The sequence below is a fragment of the Kiritimatiella glycovorans genome (assembly GCF_001017655.1).
GTDB lineage: Bacteria > Verrucomicrobiota > Kiritimatiellia > Kiritimatiellales > Kiritimatiellaceae > Kiritimatiella > Kiritimatiella glycovorans.
Window position 1 is genome coordinate 2,734,565 of record NZ_CP010904.1, and the last position, 20,135, is coordinate 2,754,699.

The following is a 20,135-nucleotide window of genomic DNA, read 5'->3' on the forward strand; positions in this document are numbered from 1 at the left end:
GGGAAACGGCCTTCGGCCTCGAAACAACGCTGCGCTCGTGGGAACGACATTCCCCCCGATTGCCACGATCTTCCTCGATTGCCACGAGGCCCGTCAGGGCCGTTGACACGATCTTCCACGCTTCGCTCGTGAAAACGGCCTTCGGCCTCGGGGGGAACGTGGCAACGGCGCTGCGCGCCTCGGGGAAACGCTGCGCTCGTGAGAACGGCGCTGCGCGCCTCGGGGCAACGCTTCGCTCGGGGCAACGGCACGTCCCCCGACTGCCACGAGGCCCGAGAGGGCCGTTGACACGACTTCCCCCCGATTGCCACGAGGCCCGTAAGGGCCGTTGACACGATCTTCCACGCTTCGCTCGGGGCAACGGCGCTGCGCGCCTCGGGGCAACGCTTCGCTCGGGGAAACGGCACGTCCCCCGACTGCCACGAGGCCCGAGAGGGCCGTTGACACGACTTCCCCCCGATTGCCACGAGGCCCGTAAGGGCCGTTGACACGACTTCCCCCCGACTTCCTCGAGGCCCGTCAGGGCCGTTGCCACGACTCTCCCCCCGACTCATATCTCTCACTCAACCCGGACAGGCTCCCGCCCTCGGTCGATCGGGATCGCTTTCCCGAAACCTTCCCTGCGTGTCTTCAAATGTCGGCGGGAACTCACGGTTCTCGCTTTGGTCTTCAGCCCCGGCGCCGCTCCAGCGGATGGCGGTCGTCGGTACTGACCGCCCGGGCGTCGAACTCGAGTTCGATGGTGCGCCCGAGCATTTCGAGAAGCACCTGCACGCGGCGGGTGGCGGACATGACGTTCGTCACCCGGACCCGCAGTCCCTGCAGGCGCCCCTCACAGATCGTCACTTCCTCGCCGGGACGCGGGAGGTCCTCGATGACCGCCGTCTCGTCGACGCCGAGATCGCGGCGAAGGTCTTGAATAAATTCTTCCGGGATGTCCGGTGTCTGCTCGCCGAAGTGGACGAGTCCCCGCACGCCGGGGGCGTAGCCGACCCCGCGCCACTCGTGCCGGCGGTCGAAGTGTGCAAAGACATATCCCGGGAACAGCGCCTCCTGGAACCAGACGGGACCGCGTACCGTTTTCTTGCGAAAGCGCATTTGAGGTCCGAACACCTCGAATCCGCGCTCCTTAAGAATCTTCCCCGCAATCCCCTCGCGACGGGTCTGCGTACGCACGCAATACCAGCGGCGTTCTTTCCCCTCCATCCCCGCCTTCATGTCCTCCATGCCCTTCATGGTCAATCTCTCTTAACGGTCGATCATCTTCATCACCAGCGGGAGCACGGTGGTGCCCTTCCGATGCCAGTTTTCCAGGTGTTCGACCTTCTCTTCCAGAAACGGGCGCTGCGCCTCCGGCATTGCGCCGACCAGTTCCCGCATACGCTTCAGGCGCTGTTCGCCGCTCTCCAGGTGCGGCTGGAGTTCTTCATCGACGAATCCGGCGGCGATCCTGCGCAGCTGATCCTCCGCCACGTAATAGTCGCGGCGGGAGCCCGGGAGGTAGACCGGTTTCACGGCGCGGAATGAGCGCAGTATGCGCAGGCCCTGGCTGACCGAGCCCTTACTGATGTTGAGGCGCGCCATGAGGTCGTCAATGCAGAGCGGTTCCGGGGAGATGAACAGGAGCCCGTAGAGTTCGCCCACCGAGCGGGGAAGATTGAGCATCCCGGCCATACGAACGAAGAGTTCGATCACCTCGCGCTCCAGATCGCTGATTGTGCGCTGTTCCATCTTTGTGTCCACGGGCGTCCCTCCCGCGCGGGAGAGTGGCGGCATCTCATGCTTATGCGCCTGTATAGGACCGATTTGAAAGAGATGCAACCATATCGTTCAATTATTATTGAACATTATGGTTCGATGAGTTTCGGGTTAAAGGCGGATAGCGTTCTGACCACCTCAGCTCGGATATCTACTCAACCTCCACCCCTCTGATCGCGGCGATGCCGAGCGCGAGCACCGCGACAAGGCAGGCGGCGGCGTAGGAGAGCACGGAACATGTGTACGACCACGGAACGCGGCCGCCGCCGGCGAGCCCGTCGACCACCCAGAAGTGCTGCCAGTCGGGGATGACGGCGTAGAGCACCCCCGCGATAAGATGAGTATCGGCGTGCCGGCCAAACAGGTAATACGAACTCAATCCGAGCAGAAAGATCAATGTGACCGCGAACAGCGTGGGCAGCGTATCGAGCCGCACCGAGATGGCCAGCGCGATCGCCGAAAGCAGAAGCACCGCTGCGCCCACCAGCGTGGTCACCGGCCACAGCCTAAGGTCATAGGCCCCGCCGAACGCAGTCCATCCGCCCTGTGTATCCAGGAAACCCACAAAGACATAAGCGGCCGCCGCCGCCGCGACCGTCCCGGAAAAAGCCGCCGCCGGAAAGGACCGCCGCGTTGCGTAATTCAGCACCCCTCCGAGCAGGCATCCCGCCGCCGGGACCGCCAGCAGCGGTACGCCCGCCCACCCGTCGAAGTGGAACGAAGGATGCGCCATGCGCGCACTCATGATTACCGCCATCGACATCGCCGCGCCGAACAGGACCAGCACCGCGCCCACCCCGAAGGCCTTGCCGAGAAAGAAGAGGGCGCGATTGACGGGCTTGCTCAGGATCCCGGACGCCGTGCCGCCCCGCAACTCGTGCGCGAGCGTCGTTCCCGCGGCGTAAGCGCCGAGCAGGAGACCGCTCACCAGAAACACCGCCAGGCCGCTGTCGCGCACCATCCGCTCCGACTCGCCAAGCGTATACAGGGAGAACAGCGGCAACAGTCCTACCAGCAGGATGCCAAGCGTCGTCACCAGCATCGTCACCGGCTGACGCACGACCTCCCGGACCGTCAACCCGGCCACGACGAAGAACTGTCGGAATAGGATCGTCATGGATTTCACAAAACAGGATGTAGCATGGAAGAAACCGCGAAACAACAGAGGGTTCGGGGAAATCGCGGGAACGGCCTTCGGCCTCGGAGGGGGAACGTGGAAACGGCGCTGCGCGCCTCGTGGGGAACGTGGAAACGGCGCTGCGCGCCTCGTGGGAACGCTGCGCTCGGGGAAACGGCCTTCGGCCTCGGAACAACGCTTCGCTCGTGGGAACGGCGCTGCGCGCCTCGTGGGAAACGGCCTTCGGCCTCGAAACAACGCTGCGCTCGTGGAAACAGCACGTCCCCCGACTGCCACGATCTTCCCCGATTGCCACGAGGCCCGTCAGGGCCGTTGCCACGACTCTCTTCCCGACTTCCTCGAGGCCCGTCAGGGCCGTTGCCACGGTTTCCCCGATTGCCACGATCTTCCACGCTTCGCTCGTGGGAACGGCGCTGCGCGCCTCGGGGAAACGCTTCGCTCGAGTAAACGGCCTTCGGCCTCGGGGGGATCGTGGAAACGGCCTTCGGCCTCGGAACAACGCTTCGCTCGTGGGAACGGCGCTGCGCGCCTCGTGGGAAACGGCCTTCGGCCTCGGAACAACGCTTCGCTCGTGAAAACGACATTCCCCCCGACTTTCTCGAGGCCCCTGGGCCGTTGCCACGACTCCCCCCGACTTTCACGAGGCCCGTCAGGGCCGTTGCCACGACTTCCCCCCCCCACTGCCACGAGGCCCGAGAGGGCCGTTGCCACGACTCCCCCCCCGACTTCCCCCGATCTCCACGATTCCGGCGACTCATTTTGATCTTACTTTACCACCGGCACGGCATCTGACATGATGGGGGAGTGACGGAAAACTGAACCGGGACGGCCCGGATGAAATGGTTGAAGTGGACTGAAAGGAGGACACGGAATGGCGGATTATCATGAAGATCAACTCAGCGAAGCGTCGATGAACGCCTCGCGCGCATTGAAGAGTGTGAAGGAGGAGATCGAGGCGGTCGACTGGTACAACCAGCGTGTGGACGCTACGAATGATCAGGAGCTTGCGAAGATTCTGGCCCACAACCGCGACGAAGAGATTGAGCACGCCTGCATGGTGCTGGAGTGGCTGCGACGCAACATGCCCGGCTGGGACGAGCAGATGAAAACCTATCTGTTTACGCAGGGCGACATCACTCTTCTCGAAGAAGAGGGTGAAGGCGGCGAAGAGGGCGGAGAGGCCCCCGCGGGCGGCGATCTGGCCATCGGAAAAATCGAGTAAGAGGGGAGGCAACGCATGGATAATCTCAGGAAAGAACTCGCGCCGATCTCCGAAGAGGGTTGGCAGGAAATCAATGAGCAGGCCCGGCGCGTACTGCGCAACAATCTCAGCGCCCGCCGTTTCGCGGACGTCGACGGGCCGAAGGGCTGGGACTGCACTTCCGTCTCGCTCGGTCGCCTGAATGTTCCGGAAAAGCAGGCGGACCATGACGTGCGCTACGGGGTCCACCTCGTGCAGCCGCTCGTCGAGGCACGGGTGTCGTTCAAGCTGAAGACGTGGGAACTCGACAACGCCGTTCGTGGCGCGGAGGACATCGACCTCGAACCGCTCGAGGACGCCGCCGCGAAAATCGCCGCCTTCGAGGACGCCGCCGTGTATTACGGGTTCGATGCGGGCTGCATCCGGGGTCTCAAGGCGGAGTCGGATCACAAGGCGCTCAAGTGGCCGGAAAAGGCCGAGGACGCGCTCGGGACCGTTCAGGACGGCGTTCAGGCGCTGCGAGCCGCATCGGTCGAAGGACCGTACAACCTGGTCATCGACGCCAAGCGGTGGAAGGCCGTGGAAAGCCATGTCGGCGGCTATCCGCTCAGGAACCGCATTCAGGACGCCCTCGGCGGAAAGGTCATCGTATCACCCAACGTCAAAAACGCCTTCCTCGTCTCCGGACGCGGCGGCGATTTCCGACTGACGCTCGGCGCCGATCTCTCGATCGGCTACGAAGGCCACGATACCGAATCGGTCCAGCTCTACCTCACCGAATCGTTCACCTTCCAGGTGCTCGACCCGGCGGCGGCGGTCGTGCTCGCGTAAGCGGGCGGGAAAAAACCGCGGCAGGCGGGGAGGTCGTGGAAATCGGGGGGATCGTGGCAATCGGGGAAGTCGTGTCAACGGCCCTCACGGGCCTCGTGGCAGTCGGGGGAAATGTCGTTCCCCCGAGGCGCGCAGCGCCGTTGCCACGTTCCCCCCCCGAGGCCGAAGGCCGTTGCCTCGAGCGCAGCGTTCCCCCGAGGCGCGCAGCGCCGTTGCCTCGAGCGAAGCGTGGAAGATCGTGGCAATCGGGGAAGTCGTGTCAACGGCCCTTACGGGCCTCGTGGCAGACGGGGGAAATGCCGTTCCCACGAGGCGCGCAGCGCCGTTTTCACGTTTCCCCCCCGAGGCCGAAGGCCGTTGCCTCGAGCGAAGCGTGGAAAATCGTGGCAGTCGAGGAAGTCGTGTCAACGGCCCTTACGGGCCTCGTGGCAGACGGGGGAAATGCCGTTCCCACGAGGCGCGCAGCGCCGTTTTCACGTTCCCCCCCCGAGGCCGAAGGCCGTTTCCACGAGCGAAGCGTGGAAGATCGTGGCAATCGAGGAAGTCGTGTCAACGGCCCTCTCGGGCCTCGTGGCAGTCGGGGGAAATGCCGTTCCCACGAGGCGCGCAGCGCCGTTTTCACGTTTCCCCCCCGAGGCCGAAGGCCGTTTCCACGAGCGAAGCGTCCCCCCCGAGCGAAGCGTTGCCCCGAGGCGCGCAGCGCCGTTGCCACGTTCCCCCCTCACGTTCCCCCGAGCCACGCAGCGTTTGTCTGCCAAGAACCCTGAGGAATCTCCATGAACTGGTCTGAACTGCTGAACGAATCCCAGGCCGCCGCGGTCACGGCGCCCGACGGACCCGTACTCGCCATTGCCGCCGCGGGTACCGGCAAGACACGCACGCTTACCTGCCGGGTCGCCCACCTGGTCTGCGAACGTGAAATCCCGCCCGACCGAATTCTGCTGCTGACGTTCACCAACAAGGCGGCCGACGAGATGCTCGAACGGGCGCGTTCGATGGCGGGCGACGAAGTCAGCGGGCTTTGGGGCGGGACGTTTCATCATCTTGCCAACCGGCTGCTGCGGCGACACGCCGACCGGCTCGGGTTCGGGCTCGACTACACCATCCTCGACTCCGACGACACGAAAAAGCTGCTGCGCACCGTCACGCTCGAACTGGGCCTGAAGGGAAAGCACTTCCCGAAACCCGGCGTGCTCTCCAGCGTGTTCGGTGTGGCCGCGAATACCGAGCGCGGGATCGAGGACCTCGCCCGGGAGTGGTTCGAGGACAGCGACGTGCAGCCCGAACAGGTGGTCGACGTCTACCATGAATACGAACAGCGTAAACGGTCGCTCAACTCGATGGATTTCGACGATCTTCTCATTCACGCCCTGAACCTGATCCGCGATCAGCAGGACCTGCGCGAACAGTACCAGGAACGTTTTCGCTATATCCTGGTGGACGAATACCAGGACACCAGCGCCATCCAGGCGGAGTGGGTCGATCTACTCGCCGGCGGACACCGCAATCTGATGGTGGTCGGCGACGACTTCCAGAGCATCTACTCGTGGCGCGGCGCGAATTACCGCAATATCCTGCATTTCCAGGAACGCTACCCGGACGCCCGGGTCTATAAACTTGAGACCAATTACCGGAGCAGCCCCGAGATCCTCGAGGTCGCCAACCGCTGCATCGCCGGTAACCCGCACCAGTTTCAGAAAAACCTGCGCGCCGTGCGCGAGCACGCTCCCAGGCCCCGGCTAGCCCGCATGCTCGACAGCCGCCGGCAGGCGAGGTACGTCCTTCAGCGCGTACGCGAGTTCGAGCGCAACGGCGTTTCGCTCGAAGACATGGCCGTCCTCTACCGCTCCCACTTCCACGCCCTCGACCTGCAGCTCGAACTCACCCGCGAAAACCTCCCCTTTACCCTGACCTCCGGCGTCCGCTTCTTCGAGCAGGCCCACATAAAAGACGTCTGCACCCTGCTGCGACTGCTGGAGAATCCGGGCGACGAACTGGCGTTCGCACGCCTGCTCGAAATGTTCCCCAAAGTCGGCGCCAAAACGGCGCAGAAGATTTGGGATAAGATCGGGCGCCGGTTCCGTGCACGCTCTCCCGACGAGTGTGTGCGGGTGCGCGATTCGCTTCCGAGCGCCGCCAAGGCCTCGTGGATGGCCGCCGAACCGATCTTCCTCGCCTACCGCGAGGAAGGACTGGACGAGGATCCGGGCGAGATCGTCTTTCGCTTCGTCAGGGAATTCTACCGCGAATACGCCGTGGAGACCTTCGATAACGCCCGCAACCGGCTCGAAGATATCGATGCGCTGATCGACTTCACGTCGCGCTACACCAGTACGCAGCAATTCCTCAGCGAGACCGCCCTCCTGAGCAGCCTCGAGTCCACCACCTCCGGTCCCGGCGCCGACGCCGGCGGACTCCGCCTCAGCACGATCCACCAGGCCAAGGGGCTCGAATGGAAGATCGTCTTCGTGATCTGGCTCAGCGAGGAGATGTTCCCCAGTGCCCGCGCGGAAGCCGACACGGAAAAACTGGCCGAGGAACGCCGGCTGTTCTACGTCGCCACCACCCGCGCCGAAGACCGCCTGTTTCTCTGCACCCCGGAACGCAAGCAGACCCGCGACGGCGGACTGATGCCCTGCGAACCCTCGCGCTTCCTCCGCGAACTCCCCGCCGAATGCGTCGAACTGGAACTCTAGTGTCACTCAGGTCTCAAGTTTCAGGTCTCCCACTCCCTCTTACTCTGACTCTGACTCTGACTCTGATTCTTCCCCACGTCCCTTCTTCCCGCCCCCAGCAGTTCTCATTATGGCCGCATTCCGACCGCGGACGGCGTGGCAGCCGTCCCTCCCGAGTCGATATCCGACGCATTTTCGGGCACTGGGAGGGTCGGGTGCCACCCCGACCGAAAAGGGTGAAGCCATAATGAGAATCGCTGTCCCGCCCCCCCGCCTTTCCCCGGACGACGGGCCGCCGAAGGCGATTCCCACTCCGCTCTTGGCCCTCGCTAATCCCCGCGGAGTCTGGTATGAGGAATCGCAACACGAAACGCGTGAGGCCTGAATGCCGGGAAAGACACAGCGAGCGCTCCGCAATTCGGCGATCCAGGGGGTCTCCCAGGTCCTGACCTGGTCGCTCTCCTGGGTTCTACTGATCATGCTCCCCCGGTTTCTGGGGGATGAAGGCTTCGGCACGCTCTTCTTCGCCCTGTCCTACGGCACGATCTTCGGGACCCTGCTGAACCTGGGGATCAACAAATACCTCGTCAGAGAAGTCGCCGTCCTCAATCCCATCGATAAGCCGGGTGATGAACAGGACGTCTTCCGCGAGAAAATCCGCCGGCTGCTCGGCAGCGTGTTCGCCATGAAACTCGCACTCGCGGTCGCGGTCTACGCGCTCATGGCCGTAACCGTGGTGCTTCTCCCCTACGACCGCGAGACCGTGCGCGCGGTCTGGATCATCGCCCTGGCCGTATGCATCGGCGACATGACCCTCACGCTCGGCAGTGTGTTCCAGGGGTTCGAGAACATGATGCCGCCCAACTTCGGACTGATCGCCGAGAAGGCCCTCACGACCGGCATCGCCGCCGCGCTGCTCCTGACGGGCCACGGTCTTCTCCTCGTCTGCTGGGTCTACGTGGGTGCCGCCGCGCTCAACTTCGCGATCGTACTGGGCCTCCTGCTCCGGCGCATCTCCTTTCGCCCCGTCTGGGACGCAGCGATCATGCGCGCCGTGTTTCTCGGCGGACTTCCTTTCCTGATCTGGGTGATCTTCGGCCAGATCTATGCGCGCATCGACGCCTTCATGCTTTCGCTGATGGTCGACAAGGCGGTGGTCGGCTGGTACGGCGCCGCCTTCCGGCTGTACAGCACCCTGCTGTTCATCCCGCACATGCTCAACACGGTGGTGTTCCCCCCGCTCGCGCGCATGGGCGCCGACGAGGAACAGGGCGCCGATTTCGCCCGGGCGTCCGAGCGGCTGCTCAACCTGCTCCTCTTCATCGCCATCCCCATCGGCGCAGGCACCGCGCTGGTCGCCGGCCCGCTCGTACGGCTGCTCTACGGCGAGGGTCCGTTCCTGAATACCATCCCCAACCTGCAGATTTTCGGCGGGAGCATCGTGCTGGTGTGTATCGACGTCATGCTCGGCTCCATCCTGATCTCCCGCGGACTCCAGAAACAGTGGGCCTGGATGGCCGTAGCCGCGGCGGCGTTCAACCCGGTCATGAATGCCTGGATGATCCCGCTCACCCAGAAACTCTACGGCAACGGCGGGATCGGTGCCGCCTGGGCCACCCTGCTGACCGAGCTGCTCATGATGGGCGGCGCACTCTACCTCATGCCCCGCGGCATCCTGCGCCCGCAAAGCATCGTCGTCGGGCTCAAGGGACTGCTCGCCGCCGCGCTGATGTCCGCGGCCGTGATCGCGGTCGAATCCGACAACCTCTTCGTCGTGATCGCGGTCGGAGCCGCCGTGTACGTCCCGGCCGCGCTTCTGCTCGGCATCCCCCCCCGCAAAGACCTCCGTCACCTGCTCCACGCCCTGAAAATCGTGCGGTAGAGGGATCATTGACCGCATTTTCAGGTTCAGACGGAACATTTCTTGATCTGCCGCGAAAGTTTCGCCAGTATTTCGGAAAGTGAAAGGAGTTCGCGGATGAAGAAGGTTACTGTGTACACGCTCAGCGAAGAGCTTGGGGTCAGTCCGGCCACGATCAGCAAAGCCCTTAACAATTCGCCGGAAATCAGTCCCGCGACCATCGAACGCATCCGTAAAAAGGCCGACGAATACGGCTTCCGGCCGCGGCCGATCGTCTCACGCACCACCAATATCTGCGCCCTGATCCAGACCCCGGCGTCGGAGATGAGCTGCTTTTCGCCCTACACGGTCTCGGCCATGGAGGGGATGCTGAAGTATCTCCAGGAGGCGGGGCTCGAATTTTCGCTCTACCGCGACGAGGTGAGCAAGCTGAACGCAGGGCTGCTGCTCAGGCAGCTCGGCCGGCGCGGGATCAATGGCGCCGTGCTGATCAACACCGACGAAGACAGCGCGTTTTACGCGGAATTCGAACAGCAGCACTTCGCCTACTGTTCGCTGCTGACCAACGACGGCCGTTCGGAACGCCTGCTGAGCATCGATAATGTTCAGGCGGCGTGCGAAGCGGTTCAGTATCTGATTCAACTCGGACACCGGCGTATCGGAACGCTGGTCACCCCCGCCCACGGGGTCACCGGCCGTGACCGGCTGAAGGGCTACCGGAAGGCGCTGAAGGACTCGGGACTCGGGGTGGACCCGGAAGTTATTGTCGCTTCGGAGTTCGGCGAGGACGGCCTGGAGTTCGGAAACCGCGAAACGCTCGCGCTTCTGGACCGCCATCCGGACATCACCGCCCTTTTTGTTATGGGCGAGCGCGTGGCCGTCGGGGCGCTGCACGCCTTCTATCAGCGGGGACTCAAAGTGCCCGAGGACGTCTCCCTGCTCTCCTGCGACGACCCTCCGGAAGTGGCCTACCTCTGCCCGCCCCTCACGGTCATGCGCATCCCGAACCGCAAGCTGGGTTATACCGCGGCGCGCTGGGTGCATGATATGATCGAAGGTACGGCGCGCGAGCGCTATCCCCACGAACCCTGGATGCGCGGCGAACTCGTGCTCCGCCAGAGCACCGGTCCCGTACGAAAAACCCAGCCCTGACAAGGCTTCCCGGTCACGAACACGAACCCGATAAACCCGAAAGGACCCCTCCGCCATGGCCTCTCCCTTCAGCGGCGCGCACTGGATCTGGTGCGCCCGGAACGATCCGCATGCCTATAACCAGACCGTATGCTTCCGCAGAACCTTCAGTACGCGGCAGCCCGAGCAGGCCGTGCTGCGCATTACGGCCGACAGCGCCTACCGGCTTTACGTCAACGGGACATGGGTTGAGGACGGCCCCGCACGCGCCTGGCCGGAACACTACCAGTACGACGAACTCGACGTGACCAACCTGCTCAGGGACGGAGAAAACAGGATCGAGGTCACGGCACGCTATTTCGGCGTCGGCACGATGCACCAGATCCCGCGGCAGGGCGGCCTGATTGCACGGATCGACCTGACCCGCCGCGGAAGGACCGAATCGATCGTCACCGACCGCGAATGGGAGGCCTCGCCCTCGTTCGGGCACGAACCGCGAACCCCCAAGGTCGGTATCCAGATGGAGCCGGTTGAAGAGTATGATGCGCGCCTGGCCGCAGTATCGGACTTCCAGCCCGCCGTGGAACAGTATGCCGCGACACGCGGTCCGTGGAAGGACCTCGTGCCGCGCAAAACCCCCGCGCTCACGCGCCGGCCGCGCAAACCGTCCTCCTTCCGGGAGGCCCTCCGCGTCCGCCGCGGCCGGCCGCGGCACTGCGTGCCCGTCGCGCAGCTCGCCAACCCCGGCGTCATCGAATCCAACCGCAACTCGGGCACCCCCGTGATCCTCGCCTCCGTGCTCGAGGTCAGACGGAAGACCCGCTACGACTTCACCTCCGACCACTGGCAGACGGTCGTGAACGGAAAACGCCTCAAGACCGGAAAGGTCACGCTCCAGCCCGGCCGACACGCCGTCGTCTTTTTCAGCCGGACGCTCTGCGAATCCGGCCATGAAAAGGAATTCCCCTTTCCGTTCCTGTATCCCGAACACGCCCGCTGGCGCGCCCCCGACCCCGACGCGCCGGAACGGACCTGGCTGCTCGCCGTGGTCGCGGACTGCCGCATCGTGGAGACCGACATGATATGGGCGGATTTCTGTCATCCGGAGGTCGAACAGGCCGAAAAACGGTGGGCGGAAAAGTCCGCTTCCATCGCGACGGCCTGCCGGAATCCCGAATCGCTTGTGCCCGCTCTCGCAGCACACCTGCGCGATGTGGAGGACGACGAAATCTTCTTCGGCGACTTCACCGCCGAATTCCAGGAACGCGATCCTCTCGGTTCCGCCGCGCGCAGCGTGGACCGCGGCGGGGCCGTGTGTCGCGGCGGACAGGGGCGGACGGTGCTCCGGCCGCCCCGCGGCGCCGACCTGGAGCTATGCTACGACATGGGCGAGGAGACCTGCGGATATTTCGAATTCACCGTCAAGGCGGACGAAGGGGTGATCCTCGATCTCCACGCGGTCGAATACATTCGCGACGACGGGGTCATCCAGCATACCCATGCCAACCGGAACGGCGTGCGCTACGTGACGAAGAAGGGCGTGAACCGCTTTATTTCGCTCAAACGCCGCGCCGGGCGCTACCTGTTCCTCACGATCCGGAACCAGCATGCCGCGGTGGAACTGCGCCGGCTGCGCGTCATCGAATCGACCGCCCCCGTCGAACCCGTCGCCGTCTTCCGGTCGGACGACCCGCAGCTCGACCGCATCCACGCGGTCGCCGAACGCACGCTCAAGCTCTGTATGGAGGACACCTTCACCGACTGCCCGCTCTATGAGCAGGTCTACTGGGTCGGCGACGGGCGCAACGAGGCGCTCTACGCCTACGCGACGTACGGGGATACGGCGGTTTCGCGCAACGGGCTGGAGCTCGGCGCGGAGTCGCTGGAACGTTTCCCGATCACCGGCTGCCAGATCCCCTCCTCGTGGACGGTGCTGCTTCCGGCATGGAGCTTCCTGTGGGGCATGCAGGTGTGGGAGTATTACGCCTATACGGGAGATCGCAGGTTCCTGAAACGCCTCTGGCCCGCCGTCCTTGAGAACCTCGAGGGCGCCCACGGGTACCTCGATGAACACGGACTGTTCAGCGCCGCCCACTGGAACCTGCTGGAGTGGGCGCCGATCGATGACGGCCACCGCACGGTGCTGCACAACAGCATGCTGATGGTCGGGGCGTACGACGCGGCCATCCGCTGCGCCGGGGCGTTGAACGACGACCGGGCGCGTCGCCGGCTGAAGCGGCGCCGCAACGCGCTGGCGCGCGCCGTCAACGCCTGGTGGGATGAAACCCGGAACAGCTATCCCGACAGCGTGCATGAAGACGGCACCCCGAGCCCGAAGATCTCCCAACATACCTCCATGCTCGCGATCATGTGCGACGTCATCCCGGACGAACACCGCGAACAGGCGCTCGAGAACCTGCTCCATCCGCCACGGGGCATGACGCGGATCGGTTCGCCCTTCGCACTCCAGTTCTACTACGAGGCGCTTGAAAAATGCGGCCGCTACGAGGCCATCCTCAAAGGCATCCGCGAGCAGTTCGGGCCGATGATTGAACAGGGCGCCACCACGCTGTGGGAGACGTTCGCCAACAGCACCTGCTCTCCCGAAGGATTTCCCACCAGGAGCCACTGCCACGCCTGGTCAGCCAGCCCGCTGTACTTCCTGAACCGGATCGCCCTCGGCATCCGCCCGGAAGGCGTCGGCAGCCGCGCGTTCACCGTCAGTCCCTGGATCGGCGGCCTCGAAAAGGCGCAGGGCGCGACGGCCACCCCGCACGGACCCGTCAGGGTGTCGTGGAAGCGGCGTGGAGAAACCCTGCGCATCCGGATCGATGCCCCGGAAAACATCGATATCCGATTCGTGCCGAATCAGTCGATGGACGGGCTGGAGGTCGAGATCGACCGGTAAAAAGCTGCGTCCAATTTACACCTCACCGTAAAGCAGTCGTGACTTTTTTTACGGTACGGGTTCAGTCCCGCAGCGGGTCGAAGTCGGCGCCCGCGCTTTCGGGTTCTTCGGGAACGGAGTCCAGGTAGCCGGGAATACGAATGCGGCCTTTGAAGCAGGGGGGGTCCTGCACGATCAGGCCGGCATCGGGGTCGTCGGCCAGCTCGACCGGTTCCTTCGCGATCCAGCCGTCGTCGCCGACGATCTTCTCCCCGCCCGGGAGCGCGCGCAGGTGACGCTGCAGGCGCGCCCGCGCATCGAGCACGATGTCGGCGCAGACGATATTATATGCGCGGTTCCGCGTCTCCCGCGGGTCCCGCACGCGGTCAAAGAGGAATTCCCTGTCGTCCGGCGCCGAATAGATGTATTTCCAGCGCTCGCTGACCGCCATGTAAATCCCGGCCCGGGCGTCCTGATACTGTCCGAACACCCATTCGCGGTCGCCGGCCCCGGACGCGATCTCCGCCAGGTCCACCCCGTCCATGGCCTCCGCATCCGAGCCCGCCGCGGCGAGAAACGTCGGCATCAGGTCGATCAGCGATACCGGCCGCCGACAGACCGCGCCCGTGTCGAAACGCGCCGGGTAGCGGCATAGCATCGGCACCCGCGCCGCCGGGTCGAGGAAGCTCCGCTTCCCGAAGCAGTTGTAATCGCCGAGAAACTCGCCGTGGTCGGACGTGAAAACGATCAGCGTGTCGTCCAGCTCGCCTTTCCGTTCGAGCACCTCGAGCGTGCGGCCCACCTGCGCGTCGATAAACGAAATCGAGGCCCAGTAATAGGCCTTGATCAGCCGCACCAGCGCGGTGTCGCGCCCGGTATCACGGCCCTTGTACCGATTTTGAATGCGGTTGGTGTACGTGGTGAGCTTCTCCATGTCCGGAGGGAGATTGGGCAGCGGCATGTCCGGTCCGCGGTGAATCTTGTGCCAGGGGGTCGGCGGCGAGAACGGCGGGTGAGGGTGAATATAACTGCTGAACAGGAAAAACGGCCGATCCTTACCCGCGTTCTCCTCGAGCCATTTCACCGTCCGGTCGCCGACCCACTGCGTCGGATGGTGCTGCGGCGGCACCGGCGAAAGCTGCGGCACGTAATACGCCGCCCCGCGAACACCATACGGCTCAATCGCATACTCGCAGCCCTGTTTCCTGAGATAACAGAGGTAGTCGTCGCGCGACGCGTCGTCGACCAGCTCCTCCTGCGTCTCCCTCGACTCCAATCCCCGCATCGCATGAGGATCCGGGGTAAAATGCATCTTGCCGATCCCGTGCGTCCGGTAACCGGCGCCGGTCAGCGCGCTCATCATGCTGCGCCGCCCGTCCTCCGGCATGGAGAAGTTGTTTTCAAAGCACCCCGTATTTCCCGGATGCTGACCGTAAATCATGGAACAGCGGGCCGGAACACAGACGGGACAGGGCGAATAGGCCGCGTCGAAGCGCACCCCCTCCCGCGCCAGCCGATCGAGATTCGGAGTCCGCACATACGGATTTCCGCCCGCGGCGATCGTGTCCCAGCGCTGCTGGTCCGTGAATATCAGCAGGATGTTCGGCTTTCTGCTCATGAAACGCCTCCAATATAGAAATAGAAACTTAGCGAAACCCGGGACCCCCTACAAGAATTGAATGGCAAATCATTCCCCATCATTCCGGTCGGGACGCTGCTCCGGAGAGGTTCTCCCGGGCGCGGTCGATAAGCCGGTCCAGCCGGCGATCGTAAGCTGCAATCAATTCACTCTCTTCTCGCAGCTCGGCCGCGTAGTCGATCAGAAAGTCGAAGGCGGCGCGGGCCTGATCGCTTTCCTTCGTAAGTTTCAGGTAGGCTTCGATCAGCGGGAACACCTTGCTGCCCTGTTCCACCTGATCCTCGAGCATCTTCTCCAGATCTTCGCGGGCCCGCACCGGCCCGACGCGCGCGGCCGTGTGGCGCACCAGCTCAAGTCCCAGCTCGCGCGTCAGATCGTCACGGCCGTCATCGCTCACCCTGGACAGAAGCATGCGAATAAGCTCCCGGGCACGCTCGTGTCCGCCCGTCTCCCGGAGCACGCCCGCGCGGGCGCGCACCGCTTCGACATAGGTATCCGTGTACTTCCGGAACGCCTCCGCCTTGGCGGCCAGCGTCTCCTGCAGCTCGTCGAGGTCGCCGCGTTCACGCAGGATCTCGAGTTCGATGTCCCACGGGCGTTCGTAGCGGTCGACCAGTTCGCGCGCCCGGCGCGCCAGCCCCAGCGCCGCCCCGCGCTCGTCTTCGCGCACGAGCAGTTCGGCGACCTGCGAGCAGCGCCGCGCCCAGGTGAATTTGTCCGTGTGCAACTCGTGCTCGCAGGTATAGGCGATCTCGTGGTCTTTCATCCGAAGGTCGGTCTGCGGATCGACCGCGTACCCGGTGGTGTAGAACTGGTTCTCGTACCGGCCCACGTCGAGTTCCCATTCCTCGGGCCGCTTCATGTACGAAAACCACGCGTGCCCGCCGCTGCGGCCCATCGCGTTAAAATAGATCGCGGGGATTCCGTGTGCCCGTGCGGTCATCACGGCGAAAAAGGCCTGGTCGACGCAGATGCCCCCGCGCCGCCAGATGTCGTCGAGCGCGTAGCGCCCGTGAGGCCAGTCGTACTGTTCGGCCTCAAGCCGGTCATGATCATAGCTGATCTGATGGAATTTCTCGCCCCACTTGGAGGCGCGGCCCTCGACGCGGTCCCGGGCCCAGTACAGCTCTTCCAGCGGCACGGGTGTATCCACAACGAATACCAGGTCGCGTGCGCTCAGATCCGCGTAATTCTGTTCCGCCCCGCCGGAGGCATACAGGTCACGGAAATAATCGTACCGCTCCGCAACCCGCGCCTCGTACTCCGGCGGGCGCGGCCCCATCTGGTGATGGATCGGCGTGCGGTCGGTCCGGTCCCAGACCACGGCCATCGCAAAGATCAGCCGGTCAAAGCTGTCGCGCCGGTCCGGATCGTGCCTGTACAGCCGGGTGATGATCTCCCACATCCGGCCACGGTCGTCGTGTTCGCTCACGAGACCCGCGAGCGAGCGCAGCCTCGACTCCTCCGCCAGCACCCAAGCGGGCACGTCACGAGGCACCTCGTGATCTTCGAGCAGCCTGAGGAGTTCGACCGCGTCGGCAATGACCGCCGCGCGCTCCAGTTCGGTCCGCCCCGGCCGGCTGCGCTCGGCAAACGCCGAGGCCACGAACCGGCTCATCTTTTCAATCCCCGCCTCCCGGCGTTCCCTCGGAAGAAAGTCGACCACGCCCTGCCTCACCGCTTCGGACGAAGGCATCCCCGGCGAGGCGAGCGCGCCTGCAATCAGCATCAACCCGCTCAACGCGACCCGCCCCTGTACGATCTTCGTGCGCATATCCTGTTCAGACCTCCTCCGCCGTTACACCCTCGCCGCACGAAGACTTTACCCGGACGGTGGCGACCTGTCCACGCGCGGCTCCCCGCATACGACATTCCGCCGGCACGTAACGTTCGGTCATTCCGCGGAAGTCTGCGGGACGAAGGCCGGACGCGCTTTCGCCGACGGTCCGTTCCAGCAGGACGCGGACCTCCCGGCCCTCGAACTGCGCGTGATAGGCCGCCGACAGTTCAGCCCCCAGCGCCCGCAGACGAGCGGCCCGCCGCGCGGTCTCGTCCGGGGATACCCTGCGACCCATCTTCGCCGCGCGCGTCCCCGGCCGCACGGAGAAGGGGAACACGTGCATCCTCGAAAAGCCCGTCCCGCGGCAGAGTTCCATGGTCCGCGCGAAATCCGCCTCCGTCTCCCCGGGAAAACCGACGATCACGTCCGTGGTGATCGCAGGATTCTCCCGCGCCGCGCGCATCCGGGCGACCGCCGCGCGGAATTGCGCGCCGTCGTACCCCCGTCCCATCGCCGCGAGCACCGCGTCCGAACCCGACTGCAGGGGCAGGTGCACGTGCGGCATCAGCTTGCCCGTCCGCGACCAGAACTCGAGCAGCGGGTCCGTCAGTTCAGAGGGGTGGAGACTGCTCAGGCGTACGCGCGCCACGTCCTCCATCCGGGTCAGCGGATCGAGCACCTCCCGCAGGTCGTATCCTCCGTCCCGTCCGTAAAGCCCCACGCTGATGCCGGTGACGACGATCTCCCGATGACCCCTGCCCGCGAGTTCGCGCGCCTCTGCGAGGACTTCCCCGGGCGGGCGGTCGCGCGGCGTCCCGCGCAGAGACGGCACGATGCAGTACGCGCAGCCGAGATCGCATCCGTCCTGGATCTTGAGAAAAGCGCGGATCTGGCGCGGGTCGGAGGCGCGCACGGGCCCGCCGGCGACACGCCCCAGTCCGGCCCCGTCCAGCGCGGTCTCCAACCGTTCTCTCCACCCCGGACCGGCAGGGACGCGCACGGGGTCCGGTTTCAGTTCCCCCGTAAGCGCTTCGCCGGCCGCGCACCCGGAGAGCAGCAGCCTGTCCGGCTCCTCTTTCGCCAGCCTGCGAAGGGCCTGGCGCGTCTTGCGCACCGCCTCGGCGGTCACCGCGCACGAGTGCAGTACCGCGACCGCGGTGCTTTCGCCGCGACCCGCCTCCCTGAGCCCACGTGCGCTCAACGCCCCGCGGATCTCCTCCGCCTCGCACTGGTTGACCTTGCATCCGAGCACGCGCACACGAAACGGGAGGGCGCCGCCGAAGGCAGACGCGGGCGGCTGAGTTATGTCGTGGTGTGTCCGGGTCATGGACCTCGCCTTCAAATTACACCGGGGTCCGCGCCCGGCGGGAGCTAACACGATATCGACAGGGCGCGGTTTGTAAAGAACGCGCCAAGATTATACGAGCCCCCTGATTTCTGCGGAAGATCCGCTATCCTGTTTTCATCCGCACGGCGATCCGCTACTCTTCGCGCGGAGTACCGATATGCTGAATACCCTGCGCATCCGCAACCTGGCCCTGGTCGACGAGGCGGATATCGAGTTCCGCCGCGGACTCAATGTCATCACGGGAGAAACCGGCGCCGGGAAGTCGCTGTTGATCGGAGCCCTCAAGCTGCTGCTGGGCGAGCGCGCCGACCGCTCGATGATCCGCACCGGCGAGACGCGCGCCTCAGCCGAAGCCGTGTTTCAGCTCGACGACCCGTCCGCCGTGGACGCCCTCCTGGAGGACCGGGGTCTCGCCCCGTGCGAAGACGGCCGGCTGATTATACGCCGCGTCATCCGCGACTCCGGATCGGGGCAGAACACCGTAAACGACGGGGCGGTCACGCTGCAGGTCCTTAAGAGCATCGGCGATCTGCTGGTGGACATGCACGGGCCGCACGACCACCAGTCGCTGCTCCGCCCGGAGATCCAGCGCGAGGTCCTCGACGCCTTCGGGCGGCTCGACGAGCCGCTGCGCGCCTGCCGCGAGGCCTTCCGCGCATGGCGTCAGGCGAAGGATGAGCGGGAGGAACTGGAGCGGCGCGCCTCGGGCGATCCCTCGCAACGGATCGACTTTCTCTCCTACCAGCTCGAAGAGGTCGAGCAGGCGAATCTCTCGGAGGAGGACGAGGCTCGGGTCCGTGAAGAGCACACCATGCTCGCCAACGCACAGGAAGTGCTTCAGCACGCCCGGACCGCCTGCCAGGCCCTGACGGAAGGCGAGCCGTGCGCCTTCGACGCGCTGGCGGCCGCGCAACGCGAGCTCAACGCCCTTGCGCGCCTCGTTCCCGAGGCGGAGTCGTCGCGCGCGGAACTGGAGGAGATTTCCGCCCGGGTCCAGGAACTGAGCCGCGCCGTGGCCGACCGGGCCGGGGGCATGGAGGCCGGGCCGGAGCGGATGCAGTGGCTGGAGGAGCGGCTCGCCACCTACCAGTCGCTGCAGCGCAAACACCGCGCGGACGTCCCCGCCCTGCTCGAGATGGCCGGACAGTGGCGCGAGGAGCTGGCGGCGCTGGAGCGGATCGACGAGGAGCGCGCGGAGATCGACCGGCGGATCGAGGAGCGGTACTCCACCATGATGCGGCGCGGCGTCGAGCTGCACAGGCAGCGCGCCGAGGCCGCCGACCGGCTGTCGGAGTCGATCACCCGCGAACTGGCGGGTTTGGGCTTCCCACACGGTTTTTTTGACGTCGCCGTCCATGAGAGCGAGCCGGGGCCGTACGGGACGGACACGGTCGAATTCGGGTTCGCGCCGAACCCCGGCGAGGAGATGCGGCCGATGAGCGCGATCGCTTCGAGCGGCGAGATCTCACGCGTAATGCTGGCCGTCAAGACGGTGCTGGCGCGTCACGACCTGATACCGCTGCTGGTCTTCGACGAGATCGACGCCAACGTGGGCGGCGAACTGGCTCACGCGGTCGGCGACCGTCTGGCACGCGTGGCCGCGACGCACCAGGTGCTCTGCATCACCCACCTCGCCCAGGTGGCCGCCTGCGGCACGACCCATCTCGCCGTCCGCAAGACCGTCCGCGACGGACGCACTTATACGGCCGTCGCACCGCTCGACGAACAGGCGCGCGTCGACGAGATCACGCGAATGATGGGCGGAGCGGAACGCAGCGCCGCCGCGGGTCGGCACGCCGCCGAACTGCTCGAATCCGCCCGCGACGCCTCCCGCTGAGGGGGCGGCGGCACATTCCGGCACTCGACATGCACGGCGCCCTGGCCCA

At 65.2% G+C, this 20,135-nt stretch carries 13 protein-coding genes; 7 read left to right on the forward strand and 6 right to left on the reverse strand.

What is annotated here, in order from left to right:
* Positions 1-669: 669 nt before the first annotated feature.
* The 3 genes from nusG to L21SP4_RS11375 form a co-directional block, all read right to left on the reverse strand.
* Positions 670-1,236, reverse strand: a complete 567-nt coding sequence (nusG, locus tag L21SP4_RS11365; RefSeq protein ID WP_052882761.1) for a transcription termination/antitermination protein NusG — start codon at positions 1,234-1,236, stop codon at positions 670-672.
* 12 nt (positions 1,237-1,248) lie between these two features.
* Positions 1,249-1,743 (reverse strand): GbsR/MarR family transcriptional regulator, encoded by a 495-nt coding sequence (locus tag L21SP4_RS11370; protein ID WP_160300823.1) that lies wholly within the window; start codon positions 1,741-1,743, stop codon positions 1,249-1,251.
* A gap of 166 nt (positions 1,744-1,909) precedes the next feature.
* Positions 1,910-2,875 (reverse strand): hypothetical protein, encoded by a 966-nt coding sequence (locus tag L21SP4_RS11375; protein WP_052882763.1) that lies wholly within the window; start codon positions 2,873-2,875, stop codon positions 1,910-1,912.
* An 892-nt stretch (positions 2,876-3,767) separates the two neighbouring features.
* Between L21SP4_RS11375 and L21SP4_RS11380 the strand changes: the two genes are divergently transcribed.
* From L21SP4_RS11380 to L21SP4_RS11405, 6 genes are all read left to right on the forward strand, one after another.
* On the forward strand, positions 3,768-4,118 hold the full coding sequence (locus L21SP4_RS11380) for an encapsulin-associated ferritin-like protein (protein ID WP_052882764.1): 351 nt from the start codon (positions 3,768-3,770) through the stop codon (positions 4,116-4,118).
* Between the two features lie 15 nt (positions 4,119-4,133).
* Positions 4,134-4,928 carry a family 1 encapsulin nanocompartment shell protein gene (locus tag L21SP4_RS11385; protein WP_052882765.1) on the forward strand — a complete coding sequence of 265 codons (795 nt, stop codon included), beginning with the start codon at positions 4,134-4,136 and terminating at the stop codon, positions 4,926-4,928.
* A 776-nt stretch (positions 4,929-5,704) separates the two neighbouring features.
* Positions 5,705-7,624, forward strand: coding sequence for an ATP-dependent helicase (locus L21SP4_RS11390; RefSeq protein WP_052882766.1), 1,920 nt, complete (start codon positions 5,705-5,707; stop codon positions 7,622-7,624).
* Between the two features lie 364 nt (positions 7,625-7,988).
* Positions 7,989-9,485: a flippase gene (locus L21SP4_RS11395; protein WP_052882767.1), complete on the forward strand. Its 1,497-nt coding sequence runs from the start codon at positions 7,989-7,991 to the stop codon at positions 9,483-9,485.
* Positions 9,486-9,581: 96 nt separating this feature from the next.
* Entirely contained in the window at positions 9,582-10,616 is a 1,035-nt protein-coding gene (locus L21SP4_RS11400; protein WP_052882768.1) for a LacI family DNA-binding transcriptional regulator, read from the forward strand.
* Between the two features lie 55 nt (positions 10,617-10,671).
* Positions 10,672-13,503 carry an alpha-L-rhamnosidase-related protein gene (locus L21SP4_RS11405; protein ID WP_052882769.1) on the forward strand — a complete coding sequence of 944 codons (2,832 nt, stop codon included), beginning with the start codon at positions 10,672-10,674 and terminating at the stop codon, positions 13,501-13,503.
* Between the two features lie 61 nt (positions 13,504-13,564).
* Here L21SP4_RS11405 and L21SP4_RS11410 read toward each other — a convergent pair whose 3' ends face one another.
* The 3 genes from L21SP4_RS11410 to L21SP4_RS11420 form a co-directional block, all read right to left on the reverse strand.
* Positions 13,565-15,100 (reverse strand): sulfatase family protein, encoded by a 1,536-nt coding sequence (locus tag L21SP4_RS11410; RefSeq protein WP_052882770.1) that lies wholly within the window; start codon positions 15,098-15,100, stop codon positions 13,565-13,567.
* A 79-nt stretch (positions 15,101-15,179) separates the two neighbouring features.
* Positions 15,180-16,895, reverse strand: coding sequence for a hypothetical protein (locus tag L21SP4_RS11415; RefSeq protein WP_052882771.1), 1,716 nt, complete (start codon positions 16,893-16,895; stop codon positions 15,180-15,182).
* Between the two features lie 7 nt (positions 16,896-16,902).
* Positions 16,903-18,228, reverse strand: coding sequence for a MiaB/RimO family radical SAM methylthiotransferase (locus L21SP4_RS11420; RefSeq protein WP_052882772.1), 1,326 nt, complete (start codon positions 18,226-18,228; stop codon positions 16,903-16,905).
* Between the two features lie 178 nt (positions 18,229-18,406).
* Here L21SP4_RS11420 and recN point away from each other — a divergent pair, with 178 nt between their 5' ends.
* Positions 18,407-20,086, forward strand: coding sequence for a DNA repair protein RecN (recN, locus tag L21SP4_RS11425; protein WP_052882773.1), 1,680 nt, complete (start codon positions 18,407-18,409; stop codon positions 20,084-20,086).
* The last annotated feature ends 49 nt before the right edge of the window (positions 20,087-20,135 follow it).